The following is a 22,671-nucleotide window of genomic DNA, read 5'->3' as shown; positions in this document are numbered from 1 at the left end:
CAACCCAGCCGCTGATCTCGAGATCGCCGTTCCTTCGTGCAGGAAAGCTCCTGCAGCGGTTCGTAGCCCCCGCATGTCCCTCGGTGGCCAGTTGGTCGTCGTCCTGCGCCGTGACATCGCGGTCTTTGAACGCTCATGAAGTTCAGCTCACCCCGCATTCACTAGCCACGTGTCGGCGGCCCCGACGGCGTACGAGGCACCGTTGAAGTCCCGCCCCGCCGCCTTCTGCGACATTCGCCGTTATGACGCCGTCGGTGACGTGACGCGAAGTCACCGGTGAGCCGCTGGTCAGCCAGAGTTCCCGACCGCGTCCCGGTCGCTCCCGCCCCGTCCATGCCCTCCAGACGAGGCAGAGCCCAGCCAGTGTGCCCGCGCATATCGAGTGCGGGTGGGCATCATGCGGGACCAGGAAGAAGCAGCACTCAGCGTATTAGCCGAAGACAGAGGTGGGGCCAAAGAGTTTCTGGGTCAGTTGGTGCAGGTGTCGAGCATGGAGGTCAGGGCGGTCTTCTCGTCGTCGGTGGTGGTCAGTTTCCAGAGGGATTTGATGTGGGTGTAGTCCTTGGCGTAGGTGCACCAGAACGCGTGGTTGGTGGGTTTCCAGTCGGCGGGGCCGCTGTCGGACTTGGCTGAGTTGGATGACTGCGAGGCGATGAGGAGCTGGGGGTCTTTGAGGTCGTTGCCGAAGGCTTTGCGCTCATCGGCGGTCCAGTCATCGGCGCCGGAACGCCATGCCTCGGCGAGGGGGACCATGTGGTCGATGGTGGCCTGGGCGACGGTCGTGACGGTGGTGTCGTCGTAGGCGGAGTACCAGGAGCCGCTCGAGGGCTGACAGCCGTCGGCCTGGTCCTCGATGTTCTTGCCGTCGCGGGCCAGGACGTCCTGGCGGGTGGTGCAGCCGTCGGGCTGGGTGGACCAGATGTCGAACTTGTCGCGGGCGTAGCCGTCCATCGAGTGCGGGGTGGCGACGGTGAGGGCGGCAAGCTCGCTGCGGGCGGTCGCACTCGACGGCGGCGGAGGCGGGTCGGCGAGCGCGGGTGCGCCGGCGAGCGTGAGCAGGAGCAGAGACGCTGCGGGCAGGCCGTAGGCAGTGCGGTGCATGAACTCTCCAAAAAGTGTGGGGGGTTGGAGATGCGTTCATGAGGAAACCGGATTCCCGGCCGGGTTCGCTACGCGCGTTGAGCGGGCGTGACAACCCCTCCACGCCGCCTTCACCGCACGGTCACCGCCCTGGACGGGCGGGAGCGCGCGCGACGGCGGGGGCGGGCCGGGAGTTCCCTGCCCGCCCCCGCCACGATCTGCTCCCCTACCGCGGCAACGACGTCGGCCCGCCGGCTACCACGATTGCGGAGCGGGCTGGTTCAGCGGCGGTGGTGACGGTGCTGCCCCCAGGAGGTGTCGTCGACGAAACGGTCGCGGTCGTTGCGCAGGGTCGCGGTGTCGGAGCGGTTGTCCCACACGTAGTGGCGGCGGTCCTGGTAGAGGTCGGTGCGAGAGTCGCGGCCGATGCCGGTGTGAACGCGGACGGTCGCCCTACCGTCCAGGCGGTAGTGGTCGAAGGTGTAGGTGTGGCCGTCCTCGTCCGACAGCGTCCAGCCGTCCAGATTCACCGCCCGGCGGGTGTTGTTGGTGATCTCCACCCACTCCTTGTTCAGGGAGCGGTTCGAGCGGTCGTCGCGTCCCGGGGAGTCGTACTGCACCCGGCTGATCTCCACGTTCGGCCGGTGCGGACGGTGGTCGGCGGCGGACGCCGGTACCGCGAGCGCCGCGGTGACGGCCGCGCAGGTCAGCGCAGCGGCGGTCAGGCGGGCGGCGGTCTTCGATACGGTCACAGGTTCCCCCTGCTTCGTGCGGGCCCAACCCGACGTACCAGATGACAGGTTGGGTTGGGCGGTGTGCGGGTGGCGGCCGGACGGCCGCGCATTCACACCCTGCCCACGGATGCGCCCAGATGTGAACGAGACGTGAACCGTGTTACGGATCGTCCATATTGCCGTGACCCTTGGATGCATCATCCATGTATGCGGTGAATGCACCAGGTTGACGACCCCTCACCCCGACACGTGGCCTCACCACTGGCCCCTACACCAATCCCGCCAGCCCACGCCACCCCACCCAGCAATCGGCCGTCACCCGAAAGTGAGTAACAGCCCTCCCAGCCAGGCTCGCATCCGACATGAAAAGAGCCCCGCCCCGCGCAACGCGGGACAGGGCTTTTCACCGAGCGCCGGGCAGGCCTTGCACCTGCATCTCCCCGCAGGAAGCGGGACGTCTTTCCTTGGACCACCAACGCACCACCGGCCAGCGTCACTTCCACCGACCAGTTCAAGATCAACACTAGCAGACACGGAGGGCGTCCAGCCTTTCGCCCTCAGGCGGCCTCGCCCTTGAATGTCACCCCCATCCCTGCGTGAGGAGCTGCCGCGGCCGCGCTCATCCGCTGTGTCGGGCAGCCGGGTTGCCGTATACCGCGTAGGCCAGGCAGGTCCGGTCTCCGCCATCCTCCCGGATCTCTCGACGAGCATGGAGGGAGGCGTCGCCGAGTGTCTGGCCGCCGACGGTGAGCTGCCGGTAGAAGGCGAAGGCCATGGCCGAGTCTGGGCGGACGGGCCAGAGGGTTCCGATGAACGCCCCGGCACCTGCACGCAAGAAAGTTGGCGCCCATCCGAGAGAGCTGCCGAACCAGTCGATCTCCCCGGCACTGCGACAGGCATTGAAGAAGACCAGCGGGCGTCCCTCGCGCCGCGAGCGGGACTCGGCAGCCGTTCTCATGTCGATCGGATCGAAGGCGGCGTCCGACATCGTGACGCTGGACCCGCCGGCTGTGAAGGTGTTATGGCAGGCGAAGTGAATCACCCCACCCTCTCCGAGATCGATCAGGTCGGCGAGTTCTTGCTGAGTGGTCAGCGGGCCACTGTCGTCCGGAGCTGCGTCCAAACAGGCGCGAATCCGGTCGACTTCCCCGGCTGCCTCAGGCGGAGATCCCAGGGGGACCACGAACGCCCCTTGCATCGAGCCGTGAACCGGTCCCATGTCGGGGTCCTGCTACGGGGCGTGCCAGGTGACGGAGAGTGTCAGTTCAGCTGGGGGAAGTATGGATCCGCGGTACTGGGCGCGCCACAGTCCTTCCACCTCCAGCCCGGCGAACGGCACGGTGTACTCCTGGTGGGCGTTGAGCAGTACGTACTGGGTCTGGTGCAGCACACGGTCGCGGTGGGCCAGGAACAGTCGGTGGCCGCTCGTGTTCAGCACGCTCTGTACCAGCGCATGGCGCGGCATGGGGTAAGCAGGCGTCACAGAAGGGTCCGGGGAGTCGGCGTCGTAAGTCACGTCGGCAGGATCGGGCCGCGTAAGGACGATAGTCGCCTCGCCACCGCTCGGTGGTGGCGGTGGGTCGACGACGACGGTGCGGGCCCAGGTGGGGCCGAACCAGCGAACGCCTTCCTGGAGCAGGCGCCAGTGAAAGAGGTACTCGCCAGGAGCCGACGGCGCCCGCGCGTTGATCGTGAACCAGGGCGCGTCGCCGGCCTGGGAGATCTCCACACGGTTAAGTCCCCAGGTGGTGTTGTCAGGCGGCGCTTGAGAGCCGAGCTTGATGCGAGCGTCGCGTGTCCAGATGGGCCCCTCAGGGTGGAGGTAGCGCACACGGGCCTGGAACTGCTGGTTCGGCTGGGCATGGTATCGGCCCCCGCGCTGGGGCAGATTGATCTGGGCGTCCACGAGCCAGGCGAAGGGGTAGGGATCTTCGTCCTGTGCCCATTGGAAGGTCACCCTGGTTCCGCCCGCCAGGCGCTCCAGGTTGCCAAGCGCATACATCCCGGTGTGCACTCCGAAGAGCTTGGCCTTGCGGAACTCGAGATCCTGACCGTTTGCCACCTGGTGTGCCCACAACGCGACCGAATCGGAGGTCCGGTCGTTCTGCGTCCAGATCTCCCAGGCGCTGCCCAGGCCGTCCGGTACGTAGAGCCCCTTCCACCACCGGATGCCTTCGCCGGCGACCAGACGGAAATCCACTACCTCAGCGGAGACCGCTCCGGGTTCAATGATCACGTTGATCAGGTCGTAGTCCGGTAGCTGACTGACGAACCGCTCCCAGCGGATCCTGTAGGCGATGACGTCACCTCCGTGATTCCCTGTCCGCTGGACTACACGCAGTACCGACGGCCATTGACTATGGTCGTGCTACCGGGCGAGCAGCAGGTGTTCTGTCCGGTGTAGCGGCTTGGTGCCCCGATCTCACCCGCTCCACAGCACAGATGGTTCGCACCGCCGTTCGTCAAGAGACCGGTGCACACGGGCCACTGGGGTGGACAGCATTGGCGTGCACCGCCGCACTTGCTCCAGGAATCCGGACACCGGCACTGGCCTTCGATGCAGTTCATGGGGTACTCACCGGGTGCTGGCGGGTAGGTACCTGCCCACCAGGTCGTTCCGCAGTTGTTTCCGCATTCGCCACAGTTGCGGCGATCGGAGGCGAGGTCAACGCATTCCCCATTGCACCAGGTCAGCCCCAGTGGGCAGCAGTGCCCGTTCGAGCACACTTCTTTGCCGCCCTGGCAACAGTCCAAGCCGCAGGGAAACTCCCCAAAGGGGCACTGGCAGCTGCCGTTTACACAGCGGTAGGGGCTGCGGCAGGCCACACCACAGCTGCCGCAGTGAGACGAGTCCGTCGCAGTGTCCACGCATTTTCCGTCACAGCACGCGTTCGAACCAGATGGGCAGCAGTCGCCTCCGCAGCACAGCCTGTCCTTGGGGCAGCAGTCGTTGGAACAAGGCGGATTCTTGCAACAGTTCCGCTTGCCGGGTGGACATTGGCAGGTGCCGTCGATGCAGTGTCGGTCGGCATGGCAGATGTCCCCGCAGTCCCCGCAGTTCGTGTCGGTGCCGAGCATCGTGGGGGTGCAGTTTGGGCGGCAACACTTCTCGCCGGGCTCAAGTCCTCGTCCGCACTTCCCGCAGTTGGTGTCGCTGCAGATGTTCGTGCACTTGCCTGAACAGCACAGCTCCTCGAAGGGATCGCATGGCGCGGCATCGCACGACCCGCAGAAAAGCGGGTCGCTACGGAGGTCAGTGCAGTAGCCCTGGCAGTCCGTGAGAGTGGTGGGGCACCGGCACTGACAACCGTCTTCCGCCCGGGCCATACGGTAATCCGGACACGGAACGCTGCGATCGCACCTGCACAAGCACAGTTGGTCGTCCCAGGTCAGCCCGTCCACGCAGACAGGAGGGCCAGGGTTCACACTCGGGCACTGGCAGACATCGCAGTTGACACGGTCCAGCCGCTTCGGAGCGGGGCAGCGGTCGTGACATCTTCCGCCGCACCCGACCTGCCCTGGCGGACAGCAGACCCCGTCGCCGTATCCGCCTGAGTGGTTGTACTGGATGTCGGGCGTGCACGTGGTCCCCTTGGAGCACTGACTCGCTCCACCAAGCAGGGTGTTGCAAGCATTCACCTTCTTCGCCACAGCGGCGGATACGGCAATAGCAGCGCTGTTAAGTTCGGCACGCACCCGAAAGATCCGGTCCCTGTCGTCCAGGGCGTGAACCGCGGTGAGGGCCGGCAGAGTGAGCATGACGGGGGCCGCCGGATCAGTCGTACACGCTGGTCAGTGCGCTGGCGAGGAAGGGGAAGCGGTCGGTGACATCGACGACGCACTGATACTGCTCGACGACATCGGTCCGCCGGTCCCTGAAACCCAGCCTGACGGCCACGAGCTGACGAGTGCCCGGGCTCGACATCTCTCTTGAGTCCAGGCCGAGGAACACCTTGCTCTCGCAGCGTGCGCGGTAGACCAGGTGATACATCTGCAAATAGCGCAGGGCCAGATAGTTGCGGGCCCGGTCGGCCGGCGAGAATCCCCAGTTCGTCGAGTGACGGGTGAGCCGGGTGTAGAGGTCTTTGGCGCTGTCGCGTGCTGTGGCCTGCTCCTTCTCCTCGACGTCTGCCACGAGCGCGTCAATGAACTCGGTGAGAGGAAAGGTCAGCAGGTGGTCGACGGACACCGAGGGGAGTCCGGCGGCCGCGCAGGGTTCGTCGAGGTGGGCCGGTCCGGCGTGCCCGATGATCGCTTGCACGGTGGTGTCAGTGTCCCGGGCGGCGGGCAGGGCCTCGACCAGTGAAGCCGCTTCGGCGGCGTCGCGGATCCGGATGGTGAACGCATCCATGTCTGCGGAGGTGAAGGTCCAGCAGATCAGCGTAGTCAGGTAGGCGTTTTCTCGTCGCACAAGGACTGCGCGTAGCTGGTCGGTACCGATTGTCTCGTCGGGCGCGACTCCACCGGCCGCTTGTGCGAATTCTTTCTCCAGGCCGAGGTCCGGAAAGCGGGGCACGATCCGGCCGATGGTGTACACCCAGGACCGTGGCTCCGGCATTTGTGTGCGCGTTGTGTTGGCGGGCGGCCCGAAGGGTGCGGACGGGAGTGGGGCCATCTCTGGGGACAGAGTGTCGTCTGGTTCGGAGGCCGCGGTCATGGGCGTGACCGAAATTGCACGCTCTGGTTGAGTCGTTCAGCGCGCTTCGTGCAGCCCCCGCAGGGGCGTACCCCCACTGCTGTGGTGAGACGTTTGACGACGTCACCGAGTCCGACGGGTTCGGGGAGCAGGAAGCGCGGGAGTCGGACGGTTGTGGGAGCGGAGTTCTCATCAGTTTGAGCGGGCCTGTCCGGCATGGCCAACCTCCCCTGGTCAGGAGGACAGCATGGCATCGGCCACTCAGGAGAGGTACGGGCAATTCAGACAGAAACCAAGACATCGCCTGATCTACCCCTTTAGCCGTTCAAGCTTCATGGGCACCCGCGCTGGCCCTCGTAGGGGCAGCCCGTTGCAACTGTCCAGCTGGAAGTGCCGGAGGGGGTAGCGGAAGGCGGAGCGAGCCCGCGCGCGGCCTCAGGAGCCAGGTTCAACGGCAGATGTGGCTATCGCTCACTCGTGGCCTGCAGGCGGCATTACGCTGGTTGGCGCCGTCAGAGGCAGTGATGGCGTCTGGAGGTTACGGGGTGGAGCAGCACAGTCCGGCGCGCGTACGCAATGATCTCATCGTCGGCATTGTGGACGTGCTCCAGGGCTCGGCCACGGTACAGGAGGCCGTCTCCCGGGAGATCTGGTCTGTCATGCTCGCGGACGAACTCGGAATATCTGTCGAGCCGTTGGGGCAGGAGCCGGTGCGCTCCTGGCTGCTGCATACCGTGCGGGCCTGCACCAACTCGGGGGACGGGCTCGCGTGCCTGGCGCGGACGCTGGAATATGTGGAGCAGCAGTCGAAGGCGGTCGCGGCGTTGTGGCCGCTGGTGGACGAGTGGGATGCCGTCGACTTCTTCGCCGGTGCCGACCTGAGAGTGCTGCGGCCCGCGCTGTCATCTGAGCGGTCCTGGGGCCTGGCAGCCATGGCGAGGCGGGCAAGCCGGTCGCGTGTTCAGGAACTGCCTACGTGGTGCCGGACGCCTTGGCAGGTCTTTCTGCGACTGGCAGGCGAGAACTCCCCCGCTGATGAACTGCCGCCCAGCATGGCGTTCCTCACCCTGTGCGCCGAGCAGATGATGGAGGACGGTCGGCCAGCAGAAGCCGAAGTACTGCGCCGCTTCAACCGCCACCATGCCAGGGAACTGAGCGTGAACGACCTGCTGGGGGACTGGCGGCCGGACTTCACGCAGCCGGCGCCCTCCCTCGTACCCGCATATCTGGTCATCCAGTTCGAGCCGGACCGCGTAGTGGCGGACCGTTACTACGTCTCACACTGGCGTCAATCCGACTCCGACGGCTGGCACCCTGTGCCTGGCGAGACCGCCCTGTATAGCCGGGAGGAGTTGCCGGGCGCCGTGGAGCGGCTGGTGGAAGAGGCTGAAGACAAGTGGGCGGATCTGCGTCAGCCAGTGATCGTCGAGTTCATCCTGCCCGAGAAACTGCTCAACGAGCCGGTCGAGTGGTGGTCCATCAAGTCCGACTCCGCCTTGCCGGTTCCCCTGGTCATGGACTATCCCGTGGTAGTGCGCAGCCTGGAACGCCTGCAGCGGACCGGCTGGCACCGGGCCTGGCACACCAAGTGGCGTCATCTGCAGGAACGTCCGGCGGACGTGCACCCTTACTGGGGCAGGCCCGGCGGCGACTCGCACCCCTTCCACCTTGAGCGCGAACTGAAGGAGGACGCCCAGGCGGTGTGCCTGGTCCTCAGCGAGCCGCCGTCGAATCCGTCCGGCATGGGCCGCCGCGAGTTGTTGGCCGGGCTGCGGGCGGGTGTGCCGGCAATGATCTGGCATCGCAGCGACTGCTCGGACCCGCAGTTCCGAAACGCTGTTGCCGAGATCACACAACAAGGCAACCTGAGCGGCCTGGCCGAGCGCGTCGGGACCTGGCGAAGGGAGGCTCTGGCCCTTGGCCCGGAGGGCTGGGATCAGCACGTCGGCCGCCATATGACCGTCCTGTTCGACGATCCGGACCGCAAACCCAGTCCGCTCGGCGCACAGGAAGTCTTGCAGCTGACGCGACCCCCAACACAGCCTGAAGGGTTGCGCCGGTCACGCGGCACCGCGGCGGGAAGAGACGGACGCGTCTCGCGGGACGCCGATGCCGACATCTGCCACGTCCGCGTCACTGTGGTCGACGGGTTGCCCGTCACCTCCGCCGAGAGCCGGCTCCTGCTACGCGTAGCCCCGGGCTCTGCTCATCCCTGGTCGGATTCCGAGACCGCCCGACGTCCGTGGCTGGCCGTCACTGCAACGCCGCTCACCTCGGCGACCGTCGAGCCCGCTACAGCCCTACTGCGCCCGTGCGAACGGGAAGAAGACGGCGCCGAGTTCACGTTCGTTGCCCGCAGCCCCGGCCGCCACGTCATTCGCTTCACCGTCTCCCTGGAGCGCACCGGCACGGTCTTGCAGGAGGTGGAGGCGGAGTTCGATGTCCGTGACAAAGACCACCCGGGCGCGGCCGCAATCCACACGGTGTCGCAGCAGGGCGGTAGCGGGCGATGAGCACAGAAGTCGCAGTCCGGGTGGTGCAGGACCCCAGCCGGGGCTTCACCACGCTGCCTGACGAAGTCGCCCAGAGCCCGGACCTCATCGTCTGTTTCGACATCCTGTCCGGCGACCGTATCCGGGCGCGCATGTACGGGCCGGCCGTAGCGTCCCTGTTCGGCACCGAACATCGCGCTGACCTCACCGCACGCCCCGTCGACGTGCACGCAGCATCCATGCGCCTGTGCCGCCTGTGGAAGGACATCTTCGTCGGGTTCCGGTCACCGGATCACGACGCCCGCCCGACTCAGGGGATCCCGGAGTACCCGTACACCGCTCTGGTGGACCTGCGGTCCCAGCCGCCGGACGAGCTGCACGAGATTTCGGACGAACTGGCGTTGGCCGGACAGCAGTTACTCTTCGACACCCTGCTGGGCGGCCAAGATCCACACGTCGCGCTCTTTCGCAAACACCTGGCGGGAACCCTCTCTGCACGCGAGAGGTTGAGGGTGCGATTCGACTCCGAGCTGTATATCCCCTGGCCGATGCTATGCCTGCGGCCCGAGGATCTGCCACAGTCAGCTGCCGCCGCGGTCGCTTCAGCCGTCTACCAGCGCTTCCTCGGCCACCGCCATCAGATCGAGCAGACCGGCGGAGCGTACCCGTGGCTGAGCAGCCGCGCGGGGGCGCCGGAACTGCCCACGGTGAGCCTCAACCATGACGAGCAGGTCGACGGCCATGGCCGCACCCGGGCGGCCGACGTGGCCGCGCTACTCGCCCGGGACACCAACTTCGTTCGGCGCAGCAGGCGTTCGGAACTCCGGCTCGCTCTCGCGGACCGCAGCCTGTGCGAGCACCTGATGTACTTCTGGTGCCACGGCCATTTCGTGCCGAACGGCGCCCACCCGCCCTCCCTGGCCCTGAGACTCACGGACGGCATCCCCATCGACGCGCAGACGGTGCGCGAATGCCGGCACGGCGCGGGTGACGACCACCCGTTCCAGCCTTTCGTGATGCTCAACGCCTGCCATGCGGGTGTGCCCGCGGAGGGCTGCGACCCGGCCTTCCTCGGCGGAGCACTCATCCGCTCGGGCGCCAGGGGCGTCCTCGCCCCGCAGATCGAGATGCCGCAGATCTTCGCGGCCGAGTACGCGCTGGAGTTCCTCACCCGCTACCTGGCCGGCCAGCACACGGCCGGCGAGGCGGCGCACATCGTCGCCCGGCACTTCGCCGACGAATTCCACAACCCGCTTGGCTTCGCCTACGCCCTGCACTGCGGCATGGACGCACGACTGGAACGAGCCGCCCCACCGGCCGACAAGCGAGAGGACACCGCATGAGCCCGGCCGACGTTCATCCGGTCGACCTCGACCTTCACGGCCGGCTCCTGGCGACCACTGTCCAAGGCCCGCGCCCCGTCCCCAGCAACCGGCTGCTCGACCACTTCGCCGACGAGCTGACACCGCCGGGCTGGGCCAGCGACCTCCTGGTGTATGTCCACGGCTGGCAGACCTCCCCGGACTCGGCACTCACCGCGGTCCACCGCCTCCTGGACCTCGCAGCACACCAGTACGACCGTCGTCCGCAGATGTATCCGGCATTGCAGCCCTGGCGGCCGTGGATCGTTCTGATCCGCTGGCCCTCCCGTTCCCTGGCCTCTCTCGGCGGCTATCGCCGCATCCGCGATCGCGCACACGCCATGAGCACACAAGGCCACGCCTCCCATGTCATCGGCCAGTTGCTCGGCTACCTCGACGCACACCGCCCAGACCCGGGCGCACCCGCTGTCCTGGCCAACCGAGACGGCCAGTACCTCCACGCCATCGGCCACTCCTTCGGCTGCCGCCTTCTGTGCGAGGCCGTCCAGTGGGCAGCCGACGAGCCACCCACCCTCGGCTGGAGCACTCCGCAGCCACCCGGCCGCCCCTTCACTGCTGACTCGATGCTGCTGCTCCAGATGGCAGCGCCCCGCGATGCCTTCTCGGCCACATTCACCTCACTGGGGAAAGCGCCGCTACGCGGCCCGGTGGCCGCCACCTACTCACAGCACGACCGCGCCAACGGCTTCTGGCACCTGCGGGCGGAGAAACGAGCCGGCATCGGCTACGCAGGCATCGGGACCGCACCCGCCCCCGTGTCCGGCATCCGCATGCACAACACCGACGACATCTACCCCATCACCGACCTCGATCACCGCTTCGTCAGCATCGACGCAAGCGACGTCTTCACACACGGAAGCGGACCCGCCGGAGCTCATTCGGACCATCTACGGCCCGAAACCGCACACCTCCTCCTCTCCCTCGCCGACTACGCCCGCTGAAAGCTTCACTGTTGCGACCGTGGCCACGACCGTGTGTTCGTGCAGTTGCAGCAGCAGCGGGTGCCAGCCCGGTCCGACTGACCGCAGTCGTTCGGGCAGTTGCCGCGCGGGGAGCCTGTGCCGGTCGTGGGGATCGTTCATGCACTCATACTTCCGCTTGTGCGAGGTGCCTCCGGGCAGCACTGGCGCTGGCCGTGTGGGTAGCCAGAAACGGGAGCGGGGGGCTGGGATGGGGCTTCGAGGCCGGTCAGCAAGGCTTTGAACCAGGTCAGGTACCCCGGTTCGTGCACCGCGCCAGCTCAGCCGGGCACGTCCCCCGCTTCCGGGGACGACGATCTCGACCTTCGCGTCGGCGCCGGCTCTTCCAGGCGGCCGGTCATCTGCCGCTATGCCGCGTCGAGTCCGCGGGCCGGCGCCGCGGTGCTGGCGGCCGTCGTGTCCGGCATTGGCCGGACCACCACCGAGCCTGGCGGACACACCCAGGCGCCTGACGGTCTATCGGGTGCTTGGGAGGGTGGGGAGGACGCGGGTGAGGAGGAAGTCGAGGAGGAGTTCGGGCCGCTTGTAGGCGGCGAAGTGACCGACGTCCTCGATCAGGGCGAACTCCTTGACCGGGTCCTGGACGTCGTCGAAGAAGGTACGGGCGCGAGTCGGCGTGTTCACCAGGTCGGAGGCGCCCTGGACGACGAAGAACGGGACGTCGAACCGGGTGCCGTCCGCTGTAGGCCACGGTCGGGAAGCAGCCGTTGCCCGGCGAGTCGCCGGGCGCACGCCTCGATTTGCCCCGCGTCCAACGCGAACTTGCCGCGGTCGATGCGAGAAGTGAAGCAGCCCCTGTCCCGCTCCCGGAGCGGGCATGCTGGCCTGATGACCATCCCTTTCGGCGACTTCGAGGACTTCTCCCACCTCGACCTGCATCTGCTGGCTGCAGCCGACGCCCACGAACAAGCCCAGATACGCCTCGACCGCGCCCGCATCTCCGCGCGCACCCAGGGCACACTGCCCGACTACCATCCTGACGACATCGCCGCCGCCCGCTCGGGCTCTTGGCGCGCCCTGCGCCGCGACGAAATCGGCGACGAGCAGCCTGAAAGGCTCGGGGGGCGGCTGTACCTGCTAGCTTTCGAGGGAATCGTCCGCTACATCAAGGTCGGCATGGTCGAGGGGCGGACTCTGGCCGCGCTGAGGGACAGGGTCCGCCGTCACGAGCACGCCGCCGAGATCCATCAGTGCTTCCTTCTCGACGCCTGGGCCTCACAGCCCTGCGCCACAGATCAGGCGGCCAGACAGTGGGAAGAGCACGTCCTTGAGCGGTTGAACACATTGCTCAACGGGGATCGGGTACGGCGGGTACACCGGGAGTACTTCTACGGCATCTCTTTTGACCTGGCGATGACCGCGATCGAGCTCGAACGCCCGGAGGTGGACGGTACCCCCCGGCATCCCGGTGTCGTTTACCAGGGGTAAACACCATGCGGCGCGTCTCTGCCGTACTCCGGCTGGCCCCCAGTAGGGCCCGTGCGGAGTCCGCGTAACGCCAGGAGCCGCCGACAGGTTGGTAACTGTCGGGCCACCAGCAGACGCGGAGACCGGCCCGGCCTTCGCCCGCAGGCACACAGCGAGGTCACCCGCCGCGCCGGCGGTGCGCAGCAGTCGACCATGGCGCGGGACCGCACCGCGCGGGGGCCGTCAGCACACACGATCAATTGAGTGGGTCCGGCGCTCAGTTCTCGGACGGGATGCGGGCAGCAATTTCCCGGGCCAGGCGGTCCGCCTCCGGCGACATAGGGCCGCCGTCCTGCGCTACGGCCAACAGCAAGCTGAGTAGATCATGCGCCTCTTCCAGGGTCAGCAGTGCCAACCGCTCGGCGGTCTCTTCAACAGGCGCGAAGTCGACCTCGTCGAGATCAAGCTGGTCGTCGTCATCCATGCACGGCGCAACGCTGTCAGGGCCCGCCCAGTCACGGCCGGTCCCTGACTTGCATCCGGCCCGGGCAGCGGAGGCGCCGGGCCTCGGACGAGCGGTGGTCGTCAAGGGCGGTCGCCTACGCGGCGAAAGGCTCCATGAGGCTTCAGCCAAACGATCGTCCTCATGGGCAATAGCTGAGGCCCGGGGACACTGTTCCCTTCACGACCACGCCTCCTATATCCGGCATGTAGCTACGGATGTTCCCAAGACCTCGCACTCTCCTAGCCAGAAGGAAGGGGAAAGCTGAATCCGCTGCCGCTGCGGAGGACCCAGACAGCGCGGGAGTAGACGATCGTCTCCTGCTGCCCAGTGCGTCCTTCTGGTGCGGGTGCAGCGGCAGGGCAGGTACGGCAGGCGGCAAACGCGTTTCCTTTGCGGGGTGGTGGCCTGGGGGCGGGATGTTCAGCGCAGGGCGAGTGGAGACGGCCGAGTCCATGACAGATCTGGTGCGGACCACCAAGACTCGTCCGTGGTGTGCTCCTCCTCGTCCGGGGCGGGGGCGGGCTGGAAGACGGGATCCAGGTCGATGCCGAGCGCGGTCAGGGCGGTGGTCTGGGGGATGGTCAGCTGTGCGGTGTCACCGCGGCATCTGCGCAGCCACTGGCCCAGGAGGACCTCGTCGCCGCGGACGTCTTCCCGGTGGCCGAGCGGGACATCCAGGTGCCCTTCGCGCTGCATGTACTGGCGGGCGGCCGTCAAGCCGCGGGCGAAGGCGCGGGCGCGCGGTGCGGATGCTGGCAGCAGCAGCATGGCATGGGGGTGCAAGTCCGGCTGTCGGGCGGCGAGTTGGCCCAGCAGCCGTACCTGCTGAGGGTGCAGGGCGGGCAGCTGGTTGAGCTGGTGGTTCAGCCAGGCGGCGGCCGTGTACCCGGAGGCGGGTGTGGGGGCGGTGTGCCGTGTGAGGGTGAGGTGGGTGTAGTCGTGCTGCCATGCCACGCCCCAGGGCGGGTTCCACCACGGGTCGACGGCGTTGAGGGCATCGATGCGGTCGCCGTGCAGCTTTTGGTCTGCGGCCAGCTGGCGCTGCCGGGCCAGCCAGCGCAGCAGGGGCCGTTCGTGCGGGGTGGGGGCGCGGGTGACGGCCAGGGTGCCGTGGTGGGCGGCGAGGGTGATGGCTTGTTCCAGGCGGGCCTCGAAGCTGTTTTCGGGGTGGGGCCAGGAGATGTTGAGGCTGGTCAGGGCGAGGGCGCGCTGGGCGTCGAGGCTGCCGTGGGCGTACAGCGAGCGTTGCTGGCCCAGCCAGAGTCCCAGGGGGTATCCGGTGCGGTCGGTGTACTCGCTGGGCACGTTGAGGTGTCCACGGCGCTCGAAGAAGCGGATGGCAGCGTTCCATCCGATCTGCCACAGTCCCGTGTCGACCTGGTGGGTGCGCAGCTGGGTGACGGCGGCGACCTCGCTGGCGCGCTCGGGCGGCGGGGGGCGGGGGATGATGCGCTCGGAATCGATATCGGTGTGGCCGCCGCCCAGGCGCCGCCAGTAGTGGGAGTCGTGGGTGCGCAGCCCGTTGAGGACTTCCCACAGGATGGCGTACTCCGAGCAGAGCATGGCTCGTTCGGTGCTTTGGTGGGGACCGATGTAGACGGGGATGATCAGGACGGCGATTTTTCCTGCTCCGGGGGGTTGGCGCAGGGCGCGTCCCAGGGCCTGGATGATGTCGGAGGCGCTGCGTTTAGGGTCGGCGAACAGGACGGCGTCCGCGTCGGGCACGTCGACGCCTTCGCCCAGGATGCGGACGTTGGACAGCACAGCCCCGTCGACGTGGTCGGCGGGGCCGGAGCGGCGGCGCAGCAGGGGGGTGCCTTCGAACTCGGCCAGGAACTGGGCGCGCAGGCGGGGTGATTGCTCGTTGTGCAGGGCGCGGGTCCACAGGCGGCGCACGCGGGTGGTTGAGGCGGCTGCCTCGACGGTGCGGGGCAGTGTCTCGCTGAACTGGCGGGCGTAGGCGACGCGGCTGTGGAAGCTGATGACGCGGCGGATGCGGTGGGTTCGCATTGTGTGCAGGAGGCAGACCTGCAGGGCGGCCAGGCGGAGGCCGTTGGCGTGGCGGGAGATGTCGCCGGTGGTGACGATGTCGCGCAGGTCGTCGTCGGTGATGACCGGCGCGACGATGCGGTAGTCGGCGAGGATGCCGCGGTCGATCGCGGCGGCGAGGCCAAGGTTGTAGACGACGGGCCCGTAGATGGAGGGGTCGTCCATCGAGGCGAGCGGCTCGGGCGGTTCGTCGGGCTGTGAGGTGCGGCGGCGCGGTTTCTTGGGTTCCTCGGGCTTCCAGATGCGGGGGGTGGCGGTCATGTAGAGGCGGCGCTCGGCGGGGATCTCATGGTCGTGGTGGATACGCGCCCAGCTTTTGTTGCTGCTGCCGCTGCTGCGGTGCGCCTCGTCGATGATCACGATCTGCCAGGGCGGGAGCCGGTGGTACCGGTGGGCGCGGGCGATCACGCCAAGGGAGTGGTAGGTGGTGAACACGACGGCCGAGCCGGGGCGGGCGGCCAGTGTGCGGGCGAGGTGGGCCGAGTCGGTGGTCGTTGCCAGGCGGTCGCCAGAGAAGCTCACCGTGTTCGTCTTGAGGGTGCAAACGGCAAGCATGCGGGTGATGCTGCTGTCGGCGTGCCAGTTCCAGGCGGTCTGGCTGATCAGGTTGAGGGAAGGGACGACGACGAGGATGTGCCCGGAGCCGGCGAAGTGCTCGGCGATCCGGATGGCGGTGATCGTCTTTCCGGTGCCGGTGGCGGAGATGATCGTGGCCCTGGGCATGCGGGACAGGGCCCGCACCGCGGCGTCGTACGCTTCCTGCTGGTGGACCCGCAGTTGTTTGACGCCTTGGCCTGCCACGGCCGGGGCTCCCTTCAGGGGACGGTACAGGCAGCAGCGGCCCGGCCGACGGGCACTGCAGACCCTGGATCGACCTTGCGTCAACCGTGCCGGCTGTTCAAAGCTGATCCGGAAAGTCGTTACCGAGATCACAGCGCACCCTCCGCCCGAGGAGCAGGGCGCAAAGGCGGGCGCCCGTGCTCGGTGGAGGTGAGTGTGGTGGAGCAGGTGCGCCCCCTGCCGTACCGGTTGCTTCTTGTGGACGGCGAGTCGACCGGCTCTTTCGTGACGCGGCTGGCTGCCCGTCACCGCCAGCCTGTCGCGCACCTTCTGGCGACGGTGGGTGAGGGCCGCTCCGCCGCCGACATCGATCCGTGGCAGAGCGAGCTGTATCTCAGCGCCGCAGCACGACAGCGGCTGGCGGTTCTTGCCGGGCGGCCACTGGCGCAGCTGACGCGGGCACTGGCAAGCCTGCGCGATGAGCATCTGCTGCCCGACGGGTCGGGAGCTGCGGCGTACAAGTGGCCGTGGCGGCCGCACAGCGGGTTCCTGGTGCGCGGGTGTGCACTGTGCGCGGCCCGCCGCGGTGTGCTGGATCCGGTGTGGCTGATCCGGCCGGACCCGTGGCATATCTGCGTACGGCACGGCCGTTTCCACGACATCTCCCGCGACGGCCGGGTGTCCTTCATCGACCTGTCGCCGGGCCCACACGTGCTGCGGGCCGAGCAGCGCAGACTCCATCTGGTCAAAAGGCTGGGCCCGGTGGGCCGGCTACTGGTCGCTGACGCCTTCGCGGTCCTGGCGCATCCCGCTGTGCACCTGCCGCAGCTGGGCAGCAGCAGGACCACGCCGCTGCGTCTGCTGCCCATCGCGGTCAGCGTCGCTTACCGGATGGCCCGGCTTGAGCGGCTCCGTCTGGACCGCAGGCTGATGCACGACGACTACCGCCGCTGGCACGCGGAGGCCGGGCGCGATCTGGGCTGGCACTTCCGCGCGGCCCTGGAGACGTGGAGCATGCTGCATTCGCCGCTGCAGCTTCCTCCGCTCCCGCTCACCCGTGCGGCCCGGCCACCGTCCGGGCCGTACCGAAAACCCGGCCGCCCCCACCGAGCCGTGCCCGAGATGGCCTCCGTCGACAAACTGACCTGTGCCACCTGGGACGTTCTGGCCCTCGAAGAGCGCCCATACGGCTAACCCGGCGCCGGTGCACCGCAACGTGACAGCAATCTCTATCTATTCGTCGAGAGGCAGGGGCTGTGGCATCGGTTCACGGATCGGCCGGGCACATCTTCGCCATCCGTGCTTGCGCGCTCTGCCGCAGACGATCAGCTTTCTGGTGGGGAAGCGAACGGCTCATCCCTGCAGCGCCCGGCGTGGGCCAACGGTCTGGAGATGGCCGGGCTGGCGATGCAGCTGGGCTCTGGCCAGCATCGAGCGGCTCAGGTGGATCCGCGGGTGTGGGGACGGCAGATGCACCGGCCCTTCAGGTCCTGGGGAATCTCGTTCGAGGTCCACGAGGTGCGCCTGATGGTCGAGTTGCGGCTGCATCGGCACCACTCTGCCACGGCTGCGAAGTCCCGGGCAGCGCGGTGGTGTCCCTTACCAGGGCTGGCGTGGGCGACGTGGTCGTGTCTGCCCGTCAGGTATGGCCACGGAGTGGGCGCGTTGCTGCGTGAACGGCGCACGGGCATCCTGCACATGCGGGCCCTTCACGCCCTGGTCGGCGGGGTGCGCTGGCAGATGCTGCCGCAGCCGCTGCCCGGAGGGGAAACGCTGATCCGCGCCGCCTGCTATGAGGAGAGGTCGGGCCCGCCCGGCCATGGCGCTGGACGGGCTCCCGGCGGGTGCGGCCTGTCCCCTAGCATCGCTACGAGCACTGCTCCCCTGCCGCGGCCGGTGGGATCATCGGTGCGGAAGGGGACGCCTTGGCCAATGGATATTGAGGTTCAGTACCGCAGCGCGGCAGGCCGCACCTGCCGCGACGAGCCGGCCGGGCTGCGAGGCGTGCCGCTCGAGGAGCGGCAGCCGCTGTTGGAGCCGCGCGCTTACAAGGGCCGCCCGTCCATCGTGACCAAGTGGATCGCTGCCACCACCGGGCAGGTGGTGTGGTGCACGAGCACTGTGCAGATGGACGCGGCAATGCTTCTGGACTTCGATGCGGACATCGTGTGCTTCCAGTCTCTTGTGGTGCGGCTGCACTGGAAGTTGGAGGGCCGGGGCGGCATCGTGGAGCCGGCGTTTGTGGCCCGCACCCGCGACCAGCGCCGGCTGGTCTTCGCGTATCCGCCCCGCGACAGGGCGGATACGGAGGAGCGGGTGCTGCGGCAGGCGGCCGAGCAGGCGGGCTGGGAGATACGCCCACTGCACGTGCCGCAGGGGGTGCTGCGGTCCTCGCTGGAAGGCGCCGCGCACTTCTGCGGCCCGGAGTTCGCCGGCGACGCCCACACCCGCCGGGTACTGCTGGACGTGTTCGCCGCGCCGCGCCCACTGCAGGAGGGCGCGGCGGCCTCGGGCCTGGGGCTGAAGGCGCCCGGCTATGCGTGGCATCTGGTGTGGACAGGCGCGCTGACGTGTGACTGGACCAAGCCGTTGCTGGCGACCTCTGCGGTGTGGGCCAGCCCGGCCGCCTAGGCCAGGTCAGGATGAGAGGAATGGCGACGGCGGTGCAGGCTGAGAGTACGGAACAAGGCCGACTGCGGCTGGGGGCGAGGGTTCGCTGGCAGGGCGGCACCTACCGGGTCCTGGTGCTGCAGGGGGCGGAAGTACAGCTGGGCTGCCTGGACGAGGCGGGGCAGGACGCCCGGGCGATGGTCTCGGCCGTGGTCGGCGCCAGCGACTTCGCGCTCCTCGATGAGGATCTGCAGGAGCTCGAGCAGGAGCAGGTGGCGGACACCAGCAGCCTGTCCCTGCTGTCGGAGTCCGAGTTGGCGCTGGTGCGAGACTGGGAGCGGCATCTGCGGGAGGTCGACGACGGGGTGCCGCCGGATGCCGAGGAAGGCGCAGTGCCGCGCCCTGGCTACGACCCCGCCCGGTTCACCGTGCGCCAGCGTCTGGCCGCCAAGGCCGCAGAGATGAAGACGCTGGGCTTCAGGCATGCCTCAGTCGGCACGATCGAACGGCGCAGGCGCGCGTATCAGGCGCGCGGCGTGTTCGGGCTGATCCGCGAGATCATGCCGGGCTCGCCCTGGGGGCGCACCGACGAGCGGGTGGTGCAGCTGCTGCTGGCGGAGATGAGGGCGGGGCTGGGGGAATCCGACGGGGACGCCAGCCGGCTGTATGAGCGGCTGCAGGCCGCTGTGCGGCGCGAACACGAGGCCGACTACGACGATTTGATGATCTCCCGGGCCACGTTCTACCGGCTGCTGGGACGGCTGGGCATCAACGTGGCCTTTCTGCACTGGCCCACCGATCGGCGTCTGGACGGGGCCAACGGCGCCGTGCCGCCGTACACGCCGACCTTCGCACGGCGGCTGGGTGAGCAGGTGCAGATCGACTCCACCGGCCTGGACATCATCGCGATCGGTGACGACGGGCGGCCGGTGCAGGTGGAGCTGACCGCGGCAATCGACGTGGCGTCGCGGACCATCATCGGCGCAATGATCGTGCCGAAGGTGCCGGGCCGCGGTCCCAGGGGGCGGCGGCTGGGCGGCCGCGCCACCCGCTCCTTCGACGCGGTGCTCATGCTGGCCCAAGCCCTGGCCCCGATGCCGGGCCGGCCCGGCTGGTCACCGCGGGCGCTGGCGGAGCACTCCGAAATGCCGTACGCGGATCTGGTGGCGTGCGATCCGCGGATGGCCGGTGCGGCCGCCCGGCCGGTGATCCGCCCGCGGATGGTCGTCGTCGACCACGGCAAGATCTTCAACAGCCAGCACTTCGACGACGTGTGCCGGATGCTGCGCATCAAGGTCCGCCCGGCCCGGGAGCGCACCGCCACCGACAAGGCCATCGTCGAGAGCACCTTCAACGCGATCAAGCGCCGGTTCTCGCAGTATGTCGCCGGATATACCGGCTCCGACCTGAAGCGGCGCGGCAAGCACGTCAGCGAGGGGCCGCTGTGGAACCTGAACGAGCTGCAGGACCTGCTCGATGAGTGGATCGCCCTGGACTGGCAGCAAAAACCGCACGACGGGCTGCGCAGCCCGTTCCTGCCCGGCCTGACGATCAGCCCGAACCGCATGTACGCCACGCTGGTGGCCGCCGAGGGGCATGTGCCACTGGTGCTCACCCCGCACGAGAACCGCAAGCTGCTGCCGTTCGACTACCTGCGGGTGACCGACAAGGGCATCCGGATCGGCAACCGCACATACAACAGCGAGGAGTTGCAGGAGTACAAGAACCGGCACTCTGGTATCCGCGGGCAGGGCAGGCGCTGGCAGATCCGCTACAGCCCCTACGCCCCACGGTTCGTGTGGCTGTGGAACCACCACGAGGACGACTGGGCGGAGGCGGAGTTCATCCACCAGCGGCTCATCGGCGACGCCTGGACCCAGTGGACCTGGGAGCAGGCCACCCTCAACGTGCTCGAGGACGGCGGCCGCAAAGACGATGAGCGGCGCATCGCCCGCGAGGTGTCCGCGCTGCGCGAGCGGGCCCGACGTGGCCCGGATCCCGACGTCCCGCGGGCGGTGCGGCTGTTCACGGGACCTGTACTGGATCTGGACGTGCCGGTGACCGACCCATACGAGGGTGTCCCCGACCCCGATCCCGCCACCGTGGTGCGCGCCCCGTCGCTGACCACAGCCGCCGAACACATCCTGCAGACGGCTCGGCCCGCCGCTCCCCCACAGCCAGATCGCCCCGGCACGGACACCGGGCCGGAGCCGGCGTACGAGCCCGCCGACGACGGTCACCCTGAGGACGCCGGGGGCCACCCGCAGGCGCCTGCCCGCCCGAACAGGACGGGTGTGTTGAGCCTGCGGGGCGGTGCGGCAGAAGTATTCGCCATCACCCGGCCACCCGCCCGACGGCAAGCCCCCTCCCCCGGTGCCGGCGCGCCCGGTGACGGTGAAGAAGACGAAGGAGAACCGTGAGCCGACGAGAACTGATCCGCGCCTTCGGCACCGATGTGGCCCAGAGCGTCACCCAGCCCATTGAACCGCCGCTGCTCACTACCCGGGAGGGCTGGGACCTTGCAGCCTCCCGCCAACTGGCCCCGCCCAAACGCGCCGACTGGGCACCCAAAGGCACCAGGGTCGGGCCCCGCGATCCCCGCCTGATCTACCACGCGGAAATGCTGCCCGTGGTCACACCCGCCTTGTGGCGGGGCCTGCTGGATGCGCGGCGCCAGCTGCGCAAGAACCGGTTCCGCAGCGTCGGCCGCGCCACGGACATGATCGTGGACGGGGACCGGGGCACAGGCAAGTCCACGTTGCTGGTGCAGATCGGACGCGGCTACCAGGGCCTGATCGAATCGGATCTGGGTCCCGACCCCAACCGCATCCCCGTCATCTACATCACGGTCCCGCCGGAGCGGGAGAGCACTCTGCACTGGTCGCTGCCCTTCGCCGAGTTTCTGGGCCTCAACCACACCCTCAACCCCAACGACCGCAACCGGCGCACCACCGACATGACCGAGCCCGTCGCCCACGTGATGCGCCAGGCGAAGACACGGCTGGTCCTCATCGACGGCATCAACCGAATCCAGGACAACGAGATCGCGGCCGCCTTCAGCTACTTCGAGGCGCTGCAGGACCGCACCAACGTCACGTTCATCTTCTGCGGCACCGGCGCCCGCGAAATCGTCCACGAGGCCCGCTACGACAAGCGGCGCAAAAACCTGCCCGACGCGGTCAGGAGCAAGGCCTCCTTCAGTGACCTGCCGGTGCTGTGGGCCGGCCACATCCCTTACGGCCCCGACTGGCACAGCGTCGTCAAGGGCTTCGACGAAGACCTGTGCCTGTACGACCACAAGCCCGAAGCCCTGCTGAAACTCTCTCGCTATCTGCACCGGCGCACCGACGGCTACATCAGTGCCTTGAGCGACCTGATCTGCCAGGCTGCCCAGGATGTCATCGAATCCGCCGCCGAGACCGGAGGGGACGAAGCCATCACCAGGGAACTCCTGGACGACATCCGTATCGGCCGCGGCGACAGCAGGTGACGCGACCGGCTGGCCGCCCGAAGCGGTGGGCGTCGGCCGCCGGTCACCTCACAGCACGCGTCCAGCGCAGCCGCAGAACCTTCAATGCGGTCTGCTCGCTGTCCGGTACGGCGGCGCACTGCAGGTGCTGGGTCCAAAACCGGACAGCGCCCACCCGCTCGCGCTCGACTTCAACGATGACCTCGCCAGCGTCCGTCGAGACTTCTTGAAGGACGTGGCTGGCCAGTCGGCGCCCCAGCCGCCTGTCCCGTACCCGCCGGTCGACCACCAGGTACTCCAGCACGGGCTGGTAGGGCCGCGGATCATCGGCTGCCTGCGCGCCCTTGAACCCGTTCGCCACAACTGCAAGGCCGGCCAGGCCGCTGACGTCCGGGCAAGTCATGGTCCAAAACCGCGGCTCGTTCACGAAGGAAGGAAGCTCCGCCAGGGGCCACTCGCTGCGGAGCAACGCGCGTGCCGCGTCTTCGTGTTCACCCAGGCCGAAGGCAATCCGTGCTGTGGTCATGATCCTCAGTGTGGCGCCTGA

17 protein-coding genes are annotated in these 22,671 nt (G+C 68.2%); 8 read left to right on the top strand and 9 right to left on the bottom strand.

All coding sequences use genetic code 11. The annotated features are described in order from the left end of the window. Positions 1-468 precede the first annotated feature (468 nt). The 5 genes from ACSYGO_RS46295 to ACSYGO_RS46275 all read right to left on the bottom strand — a co-directional run bounded on the left by ACSYGO_RS46295 (position 469) and on the right by ACSYGO_RS46275 (position 6,351). On the bottom strand, positions 469-1,101 hold the full coding sequence (locus ACSYGO_RS46295) for an HNH endonuclease family protein (RefSeq protein ID WP_460390489.1): 633 nt from the start codon (positions 1,099-1,101) through the stop codon (positions 469-471). Between the two features lie 260 nt (positions 1,102-1,361). Then, positions 1,362-1,790, bottom strand: a complete 429-nt coding sequence (locus ACSYGO_RS46290) for a lamin tail domain-containing protein (RefSeq protein WP_460390511.1) — start codon at positions 1,788-1,790, stop codon at positions 1,362-1,364. 643 nt (positions 1,791-2,433) lie between these two features. Continuing rightward, entirely contained in the window at positions 2,434-3,033 is a 600-nt protein-coding gene (locus ACSYGO_RS46285; RefSeq protein WP_460390488.1) for a CHAT domain-containing protein, read from the bottom strand. 12 nt (positions 3,034-3,045) lie between these two features. Continuing rightward, positions 3,046-4,014 carry a hypothetical protein gene (locus ACSYGO_RS46280; RefSeq protein WP_460390487.1) on the bottom strand — a complete coding sequence of 323 codons (969 nt, stop codon included), beginning with the start codon at positions 4,012-4,014 and terminating at the stop codon, positions 3,046-3,048. Between the two features lie 1,575 nt (positions 4,015-5,589). Further along, positions 5,590-6,351: a cyanobactin maturation protease PatG family protein gene (locus ACSYGO_RS46275; RefSeq protein ID WP_460390486.1), complete on the bottom strand. Its 762-nt coding sequence runs from the start codon at positions 6,349-6,351 to the stop codon at positions 5,590-5,592. A 644-nt stretch (positions 6,352-6,995) separates the two neighbouring features. On the opposite strand from ACSYGO_RS46275, the gene ACSYGO_RS46270 reads away from it, so the two are divergent. From ACSYGO_RS46270 to ACSYGO_RS46260, 3 genes are read left to right on the top strand one after another with little or no spacing between them, the layout of a single operon-like run. After that, positions 6,996-8,963, top strand: a complete 1,968-nt coding sequence (locus tag ACSYGO_RS46270; RefSeq protein WP_460390485.1) for a VMAP-C domain-containing protein — start codon at positions 6,996-6,998, stop codon at positions 8,961-8,963. Beyond that, complete coding sequence (locus ACSYGO_RS46265; protein WP_460390484.1) at positions 8,960-10,285, top strand: CHAT domain-containing protein; 1,326 nt, start codon at positions 8,960-8,962, stop codon at positions 10,283-10,285. Before ACSYGO_RS46270 ends, ACSYGO_RS46265 begins: the two co-directional genes overlap by 4 nt. Beyond that, positions 10,282-11,265 (top strand): hypothetical protein, encoded by a 984-nt coding sequence (locus ACSYGO_RS46260; RefSeq protein ID WP_460390483.1) that lies wholly within the window; start codon positions 10,282-10,284, stop codon positions 11,263-11,265. The genes ACSYGO_RS46265 and ACSYGO_RS46260 overlap by 4 nt, the downstream gene beginning before the upstream one ends. Before the next feature lie 495 nt (positions 11,266-11,760). Here the strand turns inward: ACSYGO_RS46260 and ACSYGO_RS46255 are convergent, their stop codons facing one another. Continuing rightward, positions 11,761-11,928 carry a hypothetical protein gene (locus ACSYGO_RS46255; RefSeq protein ID WP_460390482.1) on the bottom strand — a complete coding sequence of 56 codons (168 nt, stop codon included), beginning with the start codon at positions 11,926-11,928 and terminating at the stop codon, positions 11,761-11,763. Between the two features lie 204 nt (positions 11,929-12,132). On the opposite strand from ACSYGO_RS46255, the gene ACSYGO_RS46250 reads away from it, so the two are divergent. Continuing rightward, entirely contained in the window at positions 12,133-12,732 is a 600-nt protein-coding gene (locus ACSYGO_RS46250; RefSeq protein WP_460390481.1) for a hypothetical protein, read from the top strand. Between the two features lie 256 nt (positions 12,733-12,988). Here the strand turns inward: ACSYGO_RS46250 and ACSYGO_RS46245 are convergent, their stop codons facing one another. Beyond that, positions 12,989-13,195, bottom strand: a complete 207-nt coding sequence (locus tag ACSYGO_RS46245) for a DUF6417 family protein (RefSeq protein WP_460390480.1) — start codon at positions 13,193-13,195, stop codon at positions 12,989-12,991. Positions 13,196-13,636: 441 nt separating this feature from the next. Continuing rightward, positions 13,637-16,066 (bottom strand): helicase associated domain-containing protein, encoded by a 2,430-nt coding sequence (locus tag ACSYGO_RS46240; protein ID WP_460390479.1) that lies wholly within the window; start codon positions 16,064-16,066, stop codon positions 13,637-13,639. A 195-nt stretch (positions 16,067-16,261) separates the two neighbouring features. On the opposite strand from ACSYGO_RS46240, the gene ACSYGO_RS46235 reads away from it, so the two are divergent. The 4 genes from ACSYGO_RS46235 to ACSYGO_RS46220 all read left to right on the top strand — a co-directional run bounded on the left by ACSYGO_RS46235 (position 16,262) and on the right by ACSYGO_RS46220 (position 22,145). Further along, positions 16,262-17,239 (top strand): TniQ family protein, encoded by a 978-nt coding sequence (locus tag ACSYGO_RS46235; protein ID WP_460390478.1) that lies wholly within the window; start codon positions 16,262-16,264, stop codon positions 17,237-17,239. Positions 17,240-17,977: 738 nt separating this feature from the next. Then, complete coding sequence (locus ACSYGO_RS46230; RefSeq protein WP_460390477.1) at positions 17,978-18,676, top strand: hypothetical protein; 699 nt, start codon at positions 17,978-17,980, stop codon at positions 18,674-18,676. Positions 18,677-18,696: 20 nt separating this feature from the next. Next, entirely contained in the window at positions 18,697-21,075 is a 2,379-nt protein-coding gene (locus ACSYGO_RS46225) for a transposase (RefSeq protein ID WP_460390476.1), read from the top strand. Continuing rightward, positions 21,072-22,145, top strand: a complete 1,074-nt coding sequence (locus tag ACSYGO_RS46220; protein ID WP_460390475.1) for an ATP-binding protein — start codon at positions 21,072-21,074, stop codon at positions 22,143-22,145. Before ACSYGO_RS46225 ends, ACSYGO_RS46220 begins: the two co-directional genes overlap by 4 nt. 43 nt (positions 22,146-22,188) lie before the next feature. On the opposite strand, the gene ACSYGO_RS46215 is transcribed toward ACSYGO_RS46220, so the two are convergent. After that, positions 22,189-22,650: a GNAT family N-acetyltransferase gene (locus ACSYGO_RS46215; RefSeq protein WP_460390474.1), complete on the bottom strand. Its 462-nt coding sequence runs from the start codon at positions 22,648-22,650 to the stop codon at positions 22,189-22,191. Positions 22,651-22,671 lie beyond the last annotated feature (21 nt).

The organism is Streptomyces krungchingensis (genome assembly GCF_054729265.1).
The sequence above is the reverse complement of the archived record's forward strand: the minus strand, read 5'-3'. Positions and strand labels throughout refer to the sequence as shown.

What these genes read in the sequence shown, in the direction of transcription:
- ACSYGO_RS46215 (WP_460390474.1), bottom strand. Translation starts at nt 22,650, where the DNA reads ATGACCACAGCACGGATTGCCTTCGGCCTGGGTGAACACGAAGACGCG.
- ACSYGO_RS46250 (WP_460390481.1), top strand. Translation starts at nt 12,133, where the DNA reads ATGACCATCCCTTTCGGCGACTTCGAGGACTTCTCCCACCTCGACCTG.
- ACSYGO_RS46245 (WP_460390480.1), bottom strand. Translation starts at nt 13,195, where the DNA reads ATGGATGACGACGACCAGCTTGATCTCGACGAGGTCGACTTCGCGCCT.
- ACSYGO_RS46285 (WP_460390488.1), bottom strand. Translation starts at nt 3,033, where the DNA reads ATGGGACCGGTTCACGGCTCGATGCAAGGGGCGTTCGTGGTCCCCCTG.
- ACSYGO_RS46260 (WP_460390483.1), top strand. Translation starts at nt 10,282, where the DNA reads ATGAGCCCGGCCGACGTTCATCCGGTCGACCTCGACCTTCACGGCCGG.
- ACSYGO_RS46230 (WP_460390477.1), top strand. Translation starts at nt 17,978, where the DNA reads ATGGATATTGAGGTTCAGTACCGCAGCGCGGCAGGCCGCACCTGCCGC.
- ACSYGO_RS46225 (WP_460390476.1), top strand. Translation starts at nt 18,697, where the DNA reads ATGGCGACGGCGGTGCAGGCTGAGAGTACGGAACAAGGCCGACTGCGG.
- ACSYGO_RS46265 (WP_460390484.1), top strand. Translation starts at nt 8,960, where the DNA reads ATGAGCACAGAAGTCGCAGTCCGGGTGGTGCAGGACCCCAGCCGGGGC.
- ACSYGO_RS46295 (WP_460390489.1), bottom strand. Translation starts at nt 1,101, where the DNA reads ATGCACCGCACTGCCTACGGCCTGCCCGCAGCGTCTCTGCTCCTGCTC.